Origin of the sequence: Microbispora sp. CSR-4 (assembly GCF_008033685.1) — a bacterium.
Classification (GTDB): Bacteria; Actinomycetota; Actinomycetes; order Streptosporangiales; family Streptosporangiaceae; genus Microbispora.
Window position 1 is genome coordinate 24,218 of the sequence record NZ_VJVX01000037.1, and the last position, 13,545, is coordinate 37,762.

At 72.2% G+C, this 13,545-nt stretch carries 11 protein-coding genes; 6 read left to right on the top strand and 5 right to left on the bottom strand.

Annotated features, from left to right (window positions below; genetic code table 11):
- Positions 1–96: 96 nt before the first annotated feature.
- Positions 97–2,832, top strand: coding sequence for a hypothetical protein (locus FLV34_RS40700; protein ID WP_187280724.1), 2,736 nt, complete (start codon positions 97–99; stop codon positions 2,830–2,832).
- A 126-nt stretch (positions 2,833–2,958) separates the two neighbouring features.
- Positions 2,959–4,299 carry a glycosyltransferase family 4 protein gene (locus FLV34_RS24970; RefSeq protein WP_142648757.1) on the top strand — a complete coding sequence of 447 codons (1,341 nt, stop codon included), beginning with the start codon at positions 2,959–2,961 and terminating at the stop codon, positions 4,297–4,299.
- Here the strand turns inward: FLV34_RS24970 and FLV34_RS24975 are convergent.
- From FLV34_RS24975 to FLV34_RS24985, 3 genes are read right to left on the bottom strand one after another with little or no spacing between them, the layout of a single operon-like run.
- Positions 4,257–5,525 carry a cytochrome P450 gene (locus FLV34_RS24975; protein WP_147944228.1) on the bottom strand — a complete coding sequence of 423 codons (1,269 nt, stop codon included), beginning with the start codon at positions 5,523–5,525 and terminating at the stop codon, positions 4,257–4,259. The genes FLV34_RS24970 and FLV34_RS24975 overlap by 43 nt on opposite strands.
- Position 5,526: 1 nt before the next feature.
- On the bottom strand, positions 5,527–5,727 hold the full coding sequence (locus tag FLV34_RS24980; protein ID WP_142648759.1) for a ferredoxin: 201 nt from the start codon (positions 5,725–5,727) through the stop codon (positions 5,527–5,529).
- Complete coding sequence (locus tag FLV34_RS24985; protein WP_142648760.1) at positions 5,724–6,353, bottom strand: TetR/AcrR family transcriptional regulator; 630 nt, start codon at positions 6,351–6,353, stop codon at positions 5,724–5,726. The genes FLV34_RS24980 and FLV34_RS24985 overlap by 4 nt, the downstream gene beginning before the upstream one ends.
- Before the next feature lie 125 nt (positions 6,354–6,478).
- Between FLV34_RS24985 and FLV34_RS24990 the strand changes: the two genes are divergently transcribed.
- The 4 genes from FLV34_RS24990 (at position 6,479) to FLV34_RS25005 (ending at position 11,038) form a co-directional block, all read left to right on the top strand.
- Entirely contained in the window at positions 6,479–7,609 is a 1,131-nt protein-coding gene (locus FLV34_RS24990) for a sensor histidine kinase (protein ID WP_147944229.1), read from the top strand.
- Positions 7,610–7,809: 200 nt separating this feature from the next.
- Positions 7,810–8,961: a glutathione-independent formaldehyde dehydrogenase gene (locus FLV34_RS24995; protein WP_147944230.1), complete on the top strand. Its 1,152-nt coding sequence runs from the start codon at positions 7,810–7,812 to the stop codon at positions 8,959–8,961.
- A gap of 140 nt (positions 8,962–9,101) precedes the next feature.
- A complete protein-coding gene (locus FLV34_RS25000) occupies positions 9,102–10,007 on the top strand; it encodes a D-isomer specific 2-hydroxyacid dehydrogenase family protein (RefSeq protein WP_142648763.1) in 906 nt (301 codons plus the stop codon).
- 284 nt (positions 10,008–10,291) lie between these two features.
- The gene (locus FLV34_RS25005) at positions 10,292–11,038 is read left to right on the top strand and encodes a hypothetical protein (protein ID WP_147944231.1); all 747 of its coding nucleotides are present in this window, start codon (positions 10,292–10,294) and stop codon (positions 11,036–11,038) included.
- Positions 11,039–11,154: 116 nt separating this feature from the next.
- Here the strand turns inward: FLV34_RS25005 and FLV34_RS25010 are convergent, their stop codons facing one another.
- Positions 11,155–12,366, bottom strand: coding sequence for a fumarylacetoacetate hydrolase family protein (locus FLV34_RS25010; RefSeq protein WP_147944232.1), 1,212 nt, complete (start codon positions 12,364–12,366; stop codon positions 11,155–11,157).
- Positions 12,363–13,544: a mandelate racemase/muconate lactonizing enzyme family protein gene (locus FLV34_RS25015; RefSeq protein ID WP_147944233.1), complete on the bottom strand. Its 1,182-nt coding sequence runs from the start codon at positions 13,542–13,544 to the stop codon at positions 12,363–12,365. The genes FLV34_RS25010 and FLV34_RS25015 overlap by 4 nt, the downstream gene beginning before the upstream one ends.
- Position 13,545 lies beyond the last annotated feature (1 nt).

Sequence of the window (13,545 nt, forward strand, 5' to 3'; positions counted from 1 at the left end):
CCACCCCCGCCGTATCACCCCCTCCGGGGCGCCCGCGCGTCCCGGTGACAGGAGAGGACACCCATGCACCGACAAAGGTCATTCCGGCGTGCCCGCGTGACGGCCGTGACCACGGCCCTCGCCGCCGCGGCCCTGAGCACCGGGCCCGTCGCCGGACCGGCGGGCGCGGACACCGCCGCCGAAACCGCCCCCGGAACCGCCGCCGGACCGGCGGGCGCGGACACCGCCGCCGAAACCGCCCCCGGAACCGCCGCCGAAACCGCCCCCGGAACCGCCGCCGGAACCGCCGCCGGAACCGCCGCTGGAACCGTCACCGACACCGCCGCCGCCGCCGCCGACGTCGTCGCGGTGGACTTCGCACAGCGCACCGGGCCGGTTCACGGCGGCGCGACCGGCATGCTGTACGGCCTGTCCGACCCCGGAGTCCCGGGAGACCCCCTGATCGCCGGTGCCCGGCCGCGTACGGTCGCCCAGAAGGCCCCGGACGGCGACCAGCATCCCAACGGCGACGCGCTCAAGATCGCGGACGGCTTCTTCGCCGCGGGCGGGGAGGAGATCGTCGTCTACATGCAGGACGTCTACAGCAAGTGGCCCTATGAGAACCTCGGCATCGACGACTACCTCGCCAAGGTCGACGCGATGGTGCGCAAGGTCGTCGCGGAGCGCCCGCGGGACAAGGACAGGTTCGTGTGGGTGCCGTTCAACGAGCCCGACGGCATCTGGTATCAGAACTGGTCCACGATGAAGCAGAAGTTCTTCGCCGACTGGAAGGCGGTCGTCGAGCGCATCCGCTCCATCGACCCCGGCGCCCGCATCGTCGGCCCCAACGAGGCCCGCTACAACCCCGGCCGCCTGCGCGACTTCCTCACCTGGGCCAGGGACACCGCATGCGGCGGCAGGAGCTGCCTGCCGGACATCATGGCCTGGCACGAGCTGTCGCACGGCAGCCTCGCCGCCTACCGGGGCCACTACGCGGACTACCGGCAGATGGAGCGCGACCTCGGCATCGGCCCGCTGCCGATCAACATCGACGAGTACGGCAACCGGCGTGACATGTCCGTGCCCGGCCAGATGATCCAGTGGATCGCCATGTTCGAGGACACCAAGGTGGACGCCGACATGGCGTTCTGGACCTACGCCGGCAACCTGTCCGACCACGCCGTGCGCACCCGCCAGGCCAACGGCGCGTGGTGGCTGCTCAAGTGGTACGCGGACCTGACCGGGCAGACGGTGAAGGTGACCCCGCCGCGGCCGGACGTCCCCGACACGGTGCAGGCCCTCGCGGCCGTCGACCCCTCCGTACGGCGGGGCACCGTGCTGGTCGGCGGCGGCGCCGCGCCGGTCCGGCTCGACGTCTCCGGGCTCGACCCGGCGGTCTTCGGCAGGCAGGTCGACGTCGTCGTGTCCAGGACGACGTGGACCGGATATGAGGGAGACGCGACGCAGCCGCCGGTCGTCGCGGCCACCCGGACCACCCTGCACGACGGCACACTGCGGGTGGACCTGCCGGGCGGCGACGTGATGGCCGCCTACCGGGTCACGATCGTCCCGTCGAGCGGCGGGGCGCCCGCGGCCGACGCGCCGTGGAGCGTCTCGGTGGAGGCCGAGTCGGCCACGCTCACCTCGGCCCAGGCGTACGACCAGGACACCACGGCCGACCCGCAGCTCTACGCGACCTCCGGCAAGCGGGACGTCGGCTCCATGAACACGGCCCGCTCCGCCGTCACGTTCCCGGTGACCGTGCCGCGCGACGGCCGCTACCGGCTGGGGATCTTCCAGGGCGCGAACAAGGCCCCCGGCAGGCACGCGCTGTTCGTGGACGGGAAGCTCGACCGGATCGTGCAGTATTCGGCCGACCTCGGCTGGACCTACCGCGGCCGCACCGACGTGGAGGTCGAGCTGACCGCGGGCATGCACGAGCTGTCCCTGCGCACCAGCACCGACGGCACGACCCCGCTGCCGGGCAGCGACGTCACGCTCGACAGATTCGACCTCACCGAGATCACCGGCCCCGAGCGGGCGGCGTACCCGGCCGACGAGGCCCGGCTGTCCGGCGGCGCGGGCGTCGTCCGCGAGGGCAGGGGGCCCGCCGTCACGCTCGGCGGCACCGCCCGGGCCACGTTCTTCGCCGCCGTGAGCGAGGACGGCTACTACGACCTGACCTTCTCCTACAAGGCGGCCCGGGCGGGCGATCTCGACGTCCGCGTCGACGGGCGGCAGATCGCGGGTGTGCGGGCGACCCGCCCGGGCGAGGCGGCCTCCCGGGCCCGCGTCTATCTCCCGGCCGGCGTCTCGGTGGTAGAGGTGGGCGGCCCGGCCGGCCTGCGGCTGCGCGGCCTGACCACGGTCAGGGCCGAGGAGGCGGACGCCGCGGCCCACCGGATCGAGGCCGAGCAGGCACAACTCGCCGGAACGGCCCGCGTGGTCACCGTCCCGGCCACGAGCGGCTCGAACGCCTCCGGAGGCGCCTATGTGGGCGACCTCGGCAACGGCGCGGGCAACACGCTCACCCTCACCAGGCCCGCCGGGTTCGGCCCCGGCGAGTACGTCCTCGTGGCGCACTACGCCAACGCCGACAGGAACACCGGTCACCCGTACAACACCGACGTGATCAGCCGGTTCCTCGACATCACCGAGACGGGCGGGGCGACGACGCGCGGCGTGTTCCGGCACGACTACGCGTGGGACAACTTCTGGTCCCAGGCGACGCCGCTCACCTTGACGACCCCCTCCGGGGCACTCGTCCTCGGCAACGCGACGGCGTACGCGCCCAACCTCGACCGGCTCGAGCTCGCGCGGCTCGTGCTGGAGGTCGACAACAGGGCCACGTGACCGGCCCGGCCCGCCGTACCCCCGTGCGGTGGGCCTTCCTCCCCTCGCGCCCACACGAACGGAACGACCGGGGTGTCTCCGGGGCCGTCTTGGCCGGGCGCGGGGTGAGCGGCTAGGTTCGCGCCCATGCCCTCCGCCGATCACGTCTCCCCCGGCGTCCGCGTCTACGCCGTCTGCTCGGAGGTCCCGCCCGACGTCGTCGGCGGGCTGGGCCGCTACGCCGAGCGGATCATGGACGCCCTGCGGGATGCGGCGGCGCCGGTCGTGGTCTTCGGCGCCATGGCCCGCCGTGGCCCGGCGCCCCGGACGGAACGCCGGGGCGACGTCACGCTGCACCGCCTCCCCACCCCCGGTTACGGCCGGCGCGAGGGCTCGGGCGTACGCCGGCTCGCCAGGATCGCGGGACTGCTCGCGTTCAACGTGCGGGCGGCCGCCCGGATCATGGCGGCCGAGGCGGGACGGACCGGGGCGGTCGTCGCCGTGCACGACTGGATGGGCTGCGTGGCCGGGATCCTGTGCCGTGTGCTGGGGCGGCTGCCGGTGGTGTTCCATGTGCACACCCGCGAAATGAACGCCTGCGATCCCGGGCGCCGGTCGGCGTACGCCGTCCTCCTCGACCTTCTGGAGACGGCCCAGGCGAGGACGGCGCGCCTGATCGTCGTGCCGAGCGTCCGCATGCGCGACGGCCTCGCCGCCCGCGGCTGGCCCGCGGACCGGATGGTCGTCGTGCCGCACGGCTTCGAGGATCCCGATTTGCTGCGGCTGGCCGGGCTGCCCGGCGGCGACCGCGACCGGATACGCGCGGAGGTGCGGCGGCGCTACCTGCCCGGCGGGCGGGGCCGGCTCGTGGTGTTCGCGGGGCGGCCGTCGCCGCACAAGGGGGTCGGCACGCTGATCCGGGCGGTGCCGCGGGTCGTCGCCGAGCACGGCGACGCGCGGTTCGTGCTGATCGGCGCCGCGGCCCCGCAGACCGGCGACGCCGAGACGGTGGCCCGGCTGATCGAGCGGACGCACACCCGCGGGCACGTGGTCGCCGGCAACCGCTTCCTCGCCCCCGCCGAGGTGTTCGCGCACTTCCTGGCCGCCGACGTCTGCGTCTTCCCGTCTGTGTACGAGCCGTTCGGCCTGGTCGCGGTCGAGGCGATGGCCCTGGCCCGCCCGGTGGTCGTCGGGCCGGGCTACTCGCCGGAGGTCATCGGCGACGGCGCCGTCCGCTGCGCCGCCGACGATCCCGGCGAGCTGGCCGCGGCCCTGCTGCGCCTCCTCGGCGACGCCGGGGAGGCGGACCGGCTCGCCCTGCGGGGAGCCGCGTACGTGCGGGAGCGCTACAGCTGGGCGCGCACCGCCCGGCGCACCCTGGAGGCGTACGCCGTCGCCGCGCGCCGCCGCGGGGACGTGACGACGGCCGGGCCGCCCGGCGGTGGTCAGCCGATGCGGAGAGGAAGCGTGCGCGGTCCCCGCACCTGACCGGGGGCCCAGGTCACCGCCGAGGGGTCGGCGAGGCCGAACACGGGGAGCCGCTCCAGCCAGACCTCCAGCGCGACCCGGAGCTCCATGCGGGCCAGATGGGAACCGACGCAGCGGTGGATGCCGAGGCCGAACGCCACGTGCCGGTTGATCTCGCGATCGATGATCACCTCGTCGGCCCGGTCGAACTGCGCGGGATCACGGTTGGCGGCCGGGAACGACAGCAGGATCCAGTCGTCGGCCTTCATGTCGACGCCGCGCCAGTGCATGTCCTCCTTGACCAGCCGCGCCATCGTGACCGGCGCGTACGCCCGGAGGAACTCCTCCATCGCGGTCGGCAGCAGGGCCGGCACGGCGACCAGGCGCTCGCGGTCGGCCGGGGTCTTGGCCAGGTGCCACAGCGAGGCGCCGATCGCGCTCCACGTCGTGTCGATCCCGGCGATGAGCAGCAGGGCCATCGTGCCGGACACGTGCGAGGGTTCGAGCTTGCGGCCGTACAGCTCCGCGTCGATCAGATAGGTGGTGAGGTCGTCGCGCGGATTGGCGACGTGGTCGCGGATCTGCTCCAGCAGGTAGTCGAACAGCTCCGCCATGTTCGCCATCCGCTGCTCCGGCGGCAGGTTGACGCCTTCGAGCGCGTGCTCGACGAACTCCCGGAATTTGGGCCCGTCCTCGGGCGGGAAGCCCAGCATGTCGGAGATGACCCGCATCGGGATGTGCTGCGCGTAGTCACGGGCGGCGTCGACGATCTCCGCGCCCTCGAACCCGTCGATCAGCGAGTGGCAGAACGCCCGCGCGGCCTCCTCCCGCTTCGCCACCTCCTTCTTGGTGAACGCCGGGAGCAGCAGCTTGCGCGCGTCGTGGTGGAACGGCGGGTCGGAGGAGATCGGCGGCACGGCCCCCACCGGCGCGATCTCGAGGGGCGGCCGGTAGTTGCTCATGACGACCGCCCGGGAGGAGAAGCGCTCGGTGTCGTACGCGATCGCCGCGACGTCCTCGTATCGCGTCGGCAGCCACCCGCCGCCGAACCTCTCCGTACGCGCGATCGGGCAGCGCGCCCGCAGATCGTCCTGGATGGGGTACGGATCGGCGGCCCACTCGGGCTCCATGTGGGAGAAGTCGGTCGTCCAGTCGGAGACCGGGCCGGTGATGATCTCGCTGCGCACACCGAGGGGCTGCTCCTCCCCCTCCCGGAAGTCGCGGACGAAGCGATCGTCGACGGTCATCTCAGGCCTCCTCGGCGAGGACGATCGCCTTCTCCGGGCAGTTGGAGGCCGCGACCCGCGCAGCGCGCTCGCCACCCGGCGGCACGAGGCCGTCGCCGGCGACCTGGCCGTAACCCTCGTCGTCCTCGGTGAACAGGTCGGGCGACAGGTCGTAGCAGCGGCCGTGTCCCTGGCAGCGCGCGGGATCGATCTGCACTTTCACTGGTGTTCCCCTTGTTTCGGTGGCGTCCGCGAAGTCGGGTCGGTCGGGGCGATGGCGGCGACGAGGCGGGTCAGCAGGGCGGTCCACTCCTCGTCACCGACGGCGTGCAAGTCCGGGGTGAGCAGCGCGCTGCCCATCGCGAGCAGGAGGCACAGGTGGGCGACGGCGCCGGGTGAGAGCGCCGGATCGATCTGGCCGTCGTCCTGGGCGGCGCGCACGAGCCCGGCGAGCCAGCCGGCCCGCTCGCCGACGTAGTCGTGCATCGGGCGGGCGACGTCCTCGTCGCGGCGGGCCGCGACCAGCGCCTCGGCGATCAGGGAGCCGCGGGCGTCGGGACGGCACGGGAGCCGGCGGCCCACGGCGACGAACAGCTCCGCGACCGGCAGGCCGGGGTCGGCGGCCAGCATGTCGGCCAGCAGCCGCGGCCCGTGGGCGCGCAGCGCGGCCACGATCAGCTCGGCCTTCGAGCCGAAGTGCGCGTACAGGGCGCCGTTGCTCACACCGGCCGCCGCGGCGATGTCCGCCACGCGCGTGCCGTCGTACCCGCGCCGGGCGAACACGTCGACGGCGGCGAGCAGCAGCCGCTCCCGCGTCTCGGCGGCGGTGACACCAGCGATCCGGCCCACCAAAGAATTAAATGGTCGTTCATTTGATTGCGTCAAGACCACGCCCGCCGGCATGTAGGTAATCGCCGGGCAAAAAAGGAAGGTCAATGGGCCAGAGCACCGGATAAAAGTCGCAAAATAGCAGAGTGTTGAACAAATGGGACGCACATCGCGACTGGCTCGTCGACGTGGCACTGGCCGCGGCCGTCATCGCGTTCACCATCCCCACCACGCTCACCGGCTACAGCTTCTCCCTCTGGGGCGGTGCGCCGGACGCTCTCGAGATCGTGGCAGGGGTGCTCACCGCGGCGGCCATGATGGTGCGGCGCCGGACCCCCTGGCCCGCGATCATCACCTCGGTGGTGTGCGCCTGCGTCACCGGGCAGGTCGTGCCGATGATCCTCGCCGTCTTCTCGATGACGGCCGAGCACCGCGTGCGCCGGTGGCAGTACATCGCCCTGGCCCTGACGGTCTTCTACTTCGCCGTCGACTACCGCAGCCCGCACAGCGACCACTCGGTCTACCTGAACCTCGTCCGCGCGGTGACCCTCATCTATCTGCCCGCGGTCGTCGGCACCTGGGTCAACGCCTACCGCCGGCTCATCCGGGAGCTGCGTCTCGGCGTACGCGAGCGCGAGGAGATCGCCGCCTCCGAGGAGCGCCGCAAGATCGCCAGAGAGATGCACGACACCGTCACCCACGCGGTCACCGCCATGGTGCTCAACGCGGGCATGGCACGCGACGCCACCGAGCCGGACGAGATCCGGTCGCTGACGGCGACCATCGAGGACAAGGGCGTGCAGGCGCTCGGCGAACTGCGGCAGCTGCTCACCGTGCTCCGGCGCGACGAGGGGGACCTCGCCGAGGGCACCGACGCCATCACCCGGCTCGTCGGCGAGGCGAAGGCGAGCGGGCTCAAGGTCGATCTCCGCCTCCACGCTCCCCCGGGGGCGTTGCCACGGCAGGTCTCGCACGCGTGCTACCGCCTGGTGCAGGAGGGGCTGAACAACGTGCGCAAGCACGCGCCGGACTCCATCGTCAAGGTCACCTGCCAGGTCACCGGCGACGAGGTGGACGTCTCCGTGGTCGACACCCCGGACCACGCCAACCCCGGCGCGAAGGCGGTCAAGCCGGCGCCCTCCCTCGGCGGCGGCTACGGCCTGGCCGGCATAAGGGAACGCGTCTTCCTCGCGCAGGGCCGGTTCTCCTCCGGCCCGACCCCCGAAGGCGGGTTCGCCCTCGCCGCCCGGCTTCCCCTCCGGGTCTCCCACGATTGAAGCGGTTTTTCCCTCATCCAGTGGGGTAGGTGCCTGTCGTACCCACGGGTACGGCGGGCACCTGAGCCCGAAAACGCAGCGGCCCGGAGCGCAGTGGCCGGTCCGCACGGGCCCGGCTCGCATCGACGCCGGGCCGCCGTCGCGGAAGCGGGGCGGCACGCCGCTTCGCACGCGCCAAACGATCTCGTTTGAGGGTAGCCATGAAAGCCGTGGTCTACGAAGGCCCCCGGCGGGTCAGCGTCACCACCGTGCCGGACGCCCGGATCGAACGGCACACCGACGCGCTTGTCCGCGTCACCACCTCCAACATCTGCGGCTCCGACCTGCACATGTACGAGGGCAGGACCACCTTCGAACCCGGCCGGGTCCTCGGGCACGAGAACCTCGGCGAGGTCGTGGAGATCGGAGACGCCGTCGACCGCGTCAAGGTCGGCGACATGGTGTGCCTGCCGTTCAACATCTCCTGCGGCTTCTGCGCCAACTGCGAGCAGGGCCTGACGGCCTTCTGCCTGACCACCAACCCCGCACCGGGCCTGGCCGGCGCGGCGTACGGCTACGCCGACATGGGTCCGTACAACGGCGGCCAGGCCGAGCTGCTGCGCGTGCCGTACGGGGACTACAACTGCCTCGTCCTGCCCGAGGACGCGTGGGAGAAGCAGACCGACTACGTCATGCTGGCCGACGTGTGGCCCACCGGCTGGCACGCCACGGTGCTCGCCTGCGTGCATCCGGGCGACACCGTCGTGGTCTACGGCGCGGGCCCGGTCGGGCTGATGGCCGCCTACTCCGCCCTGCTCAGGAACGCGAGCTGCGTGATGGTCATCGACCACCATCCGGACCGGCTGGCCAAGGCCGAGGAGATCGGCGCGATCGCGATCGACGACTCCCGGTCCAGCCCCGTCGACCAGGTCCTCGAGCTCACCCAGGGAATGGGCGCCGACCGCGGCTGCGAGTGCGTGGGCTTCCAGGCGCACGATCCGGAGGGCGGCGAGCACCCCAACATGACCCTGAACAACCTGGTCAAGTCGGTCAAGTTCACCGGGTGCATCGCCGTCGTCGGTCTGTACGTCCCCCGCGACCCCCGCGGTGGGAACAACCTCTACAAGCGAGGCGAGGTGTCCATCGACTACGGCACCTTCTGGACCAAGGGCCAGACGATGAGCACCGGCCAGTGCAACGTCAAGAACTACAACCGCCAGTTGTGCTCCCTCATCCACGAGGCCGGCGCCCGGCCGTCCTGGATCGTCTCCCAGGAGCTGGGCCTCGACGACGCCCCCAAGGCGTACGCGCACTTCGACGCTCGGGAAAAGGGCTGGACCAAGGTGGTGCTGCACCCGAACGGGTTTCACTGACCGCGCGGCGGTCGCCCACCTGGCGTCGCGCCCCGATCACGATCCGCCGGACCCCGTGATCAGGCGAAGCGGACGGACCCTACTCTTGGGGAGGAAAGCCGCGCCAGGGAGGCGTTCGGCGCGACCAGGAAGGGACGGGCGTGCTCACCGTCTGCGTTGCCCCAGCGGACCCGCCGCTGATCGTCGAATCCGTCCGTGCCGCCGGAGGCGAGGTCGTCGGCGATCCCCACCGGGCGGAGGCGCTGGTCTGGACCGACCCGCGGCCGGAGGGCGTGCGGGATTACCTGACGCCGAGCGTGCGCTGGGTCCAGCTCCCCTCCGCGGGTGTCGAACGGTGGACGCGGGAGAGGCTCGTCGACTCCACCCGCGTCTGGTGCTCGGCCGCGGGAGCGTACGCCCCGCAGGTCGCCGAGCACGCCCTCGCCCTGCTGCTCGCCGGGGTGCATCGGCTGGCCGCCGCCGCCCGCAGCCGTACGTGGCACCGCGACCAGCCCGGCACGCTGCGCGGGAGCACGGTGGCCGTCGTCGGCGCGGGCGGGATCGGCAGAGCCGTCATCCCCCCGCTGCGCGCCCTGGGCGCCGGCGTCATCGCGGTCAACCGCTCGGGTGAGCCCGTCGAGGGCGCGGACGAGACCGTGCCGTTCGAAAAGCTGGCCACCGTCTGGACCCGCGCCGATCACGCCATCCTGGCCGCGCCCGCCACCCCGGAGACCTACCGGATGGTCGGGCGTGACCAGCTGCGGGCCCTGGGCCCGCACGCGTGGCTGGTCAACGTGGCCCGGGGCGAACTGGTCGACACCGACGCCCTGCTCGCCGCGCTGCGCGCCGGGGAGATCGGCGGCGCCGCCCTCGACGTCACCGACCCCGAGCCGCTGCCGGACGGGCACGGCCTGTGGGCCGAGCCGAACGTGCTGGTCACTTCGCACAGCGCCAACCCGCAGGACCGCCTCACCGAGAGCCTCGCCGAACGGGTGCGCGAGAACGTCGCCCGCTACCTGCGCGGAGAGCCGCTCCTGGGCCGCATCGATCCCGTACGGGGCTACTGACACGACGCTGCCGACGCGGGCCCGCTGACCCGGCAGCCCGCACGGTTCGCACGCTCTACGCGGGCGGAGCGAGCGCGGTTTGCGAGCGGCCGGGGCGGTTTTACGCGCGGCCTGGCGCGCGCGGCTCGCACGGCACGGCAGGCGTGGTTTACGCGGACCGGGCGGGCGCAGCTCTCGTGGCGCGGGAGGCGCGGGAGGCGCGGGAGGCGCGGGAGGCGCGGTTTGCGCGCGGCAGGGGCAGACGCGGTTTGCGCGGATTGTGCGGGTGCGGCGAAGATCGCCGGATGGTCTCCCCCAGCCCGTCGCGAGGGCGATTCGCGCTCTTCGCGCTCGCCGCCGCCATCGTCTGCGTCTGCTTCCCGCTGGCCGAACCGGCTCTGTGGAACGCCGACGGGAGCCTCAGGCCGAAGCTCCTCATCATGTTCGACCAGGCCGTGGAGCCGGTCGCGATCTTCGTGCTGGCGCTGCCGCTGGGAGCGCTGGTCGACCGGGCACGGCCCCGGTCCGTGCTTGTGCTGTCGGCGCTGTTGGGAGCGGTGGCCTTCGTGTCCGTCGATGAGCGCGCCCGCGTACGTCCCGCCCGGTTTCGGGGCGCTGGCGGCGCTGCTGCTGCACCGCAGGCTCGGGGCCTTCCGTCTGGCCTGGTGGGCCCTGATCGTGACCGGACCGTTCACCCTGTTGCTCGCCTGTCCGGCACCGGGCCCGGGTGGGTCTGGTACGTCCTCGGGGCGGCCGTCCCGGCGACCGGAAGGCTGGTCGCCTCCGTCGCCCTGCTCAGTCATCGGCAGGCAGTCACGCCCCACCGGCTGCTCGGACGGACGGGCGCCGTGCTGGTCGTCCTCACCAGCGTGGCCGACGGCGTGGCGGGCCTCTTGGAGAGGCCCGCGGAGGGGCTGGCCGAGCTGGGCGGCGTCGCACCTGCGGCCCTCGCCACCCTCGCCGCGCTCGCCGCCGCCGTCCCGCTGCTGCGGGCCCGGCGATCCGCCGATCACGTTGCCACACGGCCGCCTATCCCGGAGCGTGCCGGCTGACGGACCGTGGTGGCAGGACGAGCCCGGCGGCCACCTGGGCTCCCGTCACTCCTGCACCGGCGGCGAGGCGACCAGGCGCGGCGTCGGCCGTGTGGTGGAACGACCGACGACGATGATCACAGGAGTCCCCTCTTCACGAGATTCCCCATGAGATCGCGGACTCCGAAGTTCCATGGCTCGCACTCCTCGGCGTGCCGCACGCGGTTCACCAGGGTGCCGAGCGCGCCGGAGCTGATCCTGACGATGTCGCCGACCTTGTGCGTGAACCCCTCGCCGGGGCGGTCGCGGTCCTGGATCGGCGCGAACATGGTGCCGAGCATGAGGACCGCGCCGTCGGGATAGTGATGATGCGGGCCGATCATCTGCCGCACCAACGCCTCCGGATCACGTGACATCCGCGCCATCTCCGAGACGGTCTCAAGGCGGAAGCCGTCCACGCCCTCGATGTCCAGGCCCACCACGAGGCCGCGTACCCGTTCCAGGTCGAACCGCTCGTCGAAGAGCCGGATCAGCGGCCCCAGCGCGCACGAGGCGTTGTTGTCCTTCGCCCTTGGCAGCAGCAGCGCGGATCGGCCCTCGACATCACGGAGGTTCACGTCGTTGCCGAGGGTCGCCCCCACGATCCGGCCGCTCGACTGGACGATGAGCGCCACTTCGGGCTCAGGGTTGTTCCAGGTCGAGGCGGCGAGTACGCCGACGGGGACCGCGGTTCCCATGGCCGAGAGGATCTGACCCTTGGTGAAGATCTCGGCATCCGGTCCGATCCCGACCTCCAGGTACTGACTCCAGATGCCCTCGGCGACGAGGAGGTCCTTCAGCCGGGTCGCCTCCTCCGAGCCCGGTGACAGGCCGTGCAGGTCGGCTCCGAGGCCGGCGAGGATCCGCTGGCGAATGTCCGCCGCGAGCAGCAGGTCGCCGCGGGCCCGTTCTTCGATGATGCGCTCGATCATCGAGACGGCGAAGGTCACCCCGGCGGCCTTGAGCGCCTGGAGGTCGACCGGTGCGAGCAGCCAGGGCCGGGTGCGGTCCCGGTCCGCGGCTCCGGTGTTGGCGAGCACGTCACCGAAGCTGCCGACCCGCCGGCCGTCGAGCCTGGACACCACCGCGGCAGGGTCCGGCAGTTCACAGACGTCGCGGATCGTCGGGAACTCGGCACTGATGTCGAAGACGTCGCCGTCGCGGACGACGATGGGTGACGGCCCTTCGACGCCGGGATCCCAGATCCGGCCGATCAGGATGCTCTCCTCGGCGTCGTCCGGCAGCGCGTCGGCGGCCGTGCCGAACCAGTCGGCCTCGGCGGAATACGCCTCGGACGATGCCCGGCTCATACGTCATCTCCCAGGTTGAAGAAGGACCGCTCGTCCGAGGGCCGGATGTCGAAGACGGCGTCCCGGAACATCCGCAGGGGGTGGGGTGCGAAGGGGTGCCGCGCGATCGCCTCGAGATCGAGTTCGATGCCGAGTCCGATCCCTGTCGGGATGATGACGTCGCCCTCCTTCGTGAGCACGAGTCGTTCGTTGGTGATCTCCGGGCGCCATGGCACGTCGGTCGCCATGATTTCCAGGTATCGGAAGTTGGGCAGGGTCGCCCCGAGTTGCAGTGTCGCCGCGGTGCTCAGCGGCCCGCTGGGATTGTGCGGGGCGAACCCGACGTAGCTGGTCGCGGCGAGCGTCGAGATGAAGGCCAGTTCGGCGATGCCGCCGGCGTGCGTCACGTCCGGCTGGACGAAGTCGACCGCCTGGCGGGCGATCGCCGGCGCGAAACCCTGCCGGCCGAACCATCGCTCTCCGGCGGCGATGGGCACCGGAGACGCCCGGCGGATGTCCACGAGGGCGTCGAGGTTGTCCGGCGGGCACGGCTCCTCGAACCACACCGGGTCGAACTGCGCGATCTCACGTGCGACCTTGATGGCGTGGCGGACGTCGAACCGGCCATGGCCCTCGATGAACAGCTCGACGTCGCGCCCGACGGCAGAGCGGACAGCGTCGATCTGCGCGAGCACGCGGTCCAGCTGCCGGGATGTGATCGTCAGGTCGAAATTCTCGAAGGGATCCCACTTGAGACCGCGGAAGCCGCTGTCGACGGTCCTCCTCGCGGCGGCCGCGTAATCCTCCGGCGTGACGGCTCCCGAGAACCAGCCGTTGGCATAGGCGCGAACGCGATCCCGGGTGGCGCCGCCGAGAAGCCGGGAGACCGGGACACCGAGCTCCCGTGCCGAGATGTCCCACAGTGCCATTTCGAGCGAGCTCAGCGCGGTCATGATGACCGGGCCGCCTCGCCAGTACCAGTCTCTGGCCAGCTCGTACAGGATGCCGGAGATACGGGTGGGATCGAGCCCCACCACGGCTTCGGCGACTTCGGCGATGGCCCCCTGGACGGCGCGCTCCTTGCCCTCCAGGGTCGCTTCGCCGAGTCCGACGATCCCCTCGTCGGTGGTGACGCGGACGATCACGAGATTGGTGCGGTAGAAGTCGACGACGAGGGTGTCGACCGAGATGATCTTCATG

Excerpts from the sequence above, each read along its gene's own strand:
- FLV34_RS24970 (WP_142648757.1), top strand. The coding sequence starts at position 2,959 with ATGCCCTCCGCCGATCACGTCTCCCCCGGCGTCCGCGTCTACGCCGTC.
- FLV34_RS24975 (WP_147944228.1), bottom strand. The coding sequence starts at position 5,525 with ATGACCGTCGACGATCGCTTCGTCCGCGACTTCCGGGAGGGGGAGGAG.
- FLV34_RS24995 (WP_147944230.1), top strand. The coding sequence starts at position 7,810 with ATGAAAGCCGTGGTCTACGAAGGCCCCCGGCGGGTCAGCGTCACCACC.
- FLV34_RS25005 (WP_147944231.1), top strand. The coding sequence starts at position 10,292 with ATGGTCTCCCCCAGCCCGTCGCGAGGGCGATTCGCGCTCTTCGCGCTC.
- FLV34_RS25010 (WP_147944232.1), bottom strand. The coding sequence starts at position 12,366 with ATGAGCCGGGCATCGTCCGAGGCGTATTCCGCCGAGGCCGACTGGTTC.
- FLV34_RS25015 (WP_147944233.1), bottom strand. The coding sequence starts at position 13,544 with ATGAAGATCATCTCGGTCGACACCCTCGTCGTCGACTTCTACCGCACC.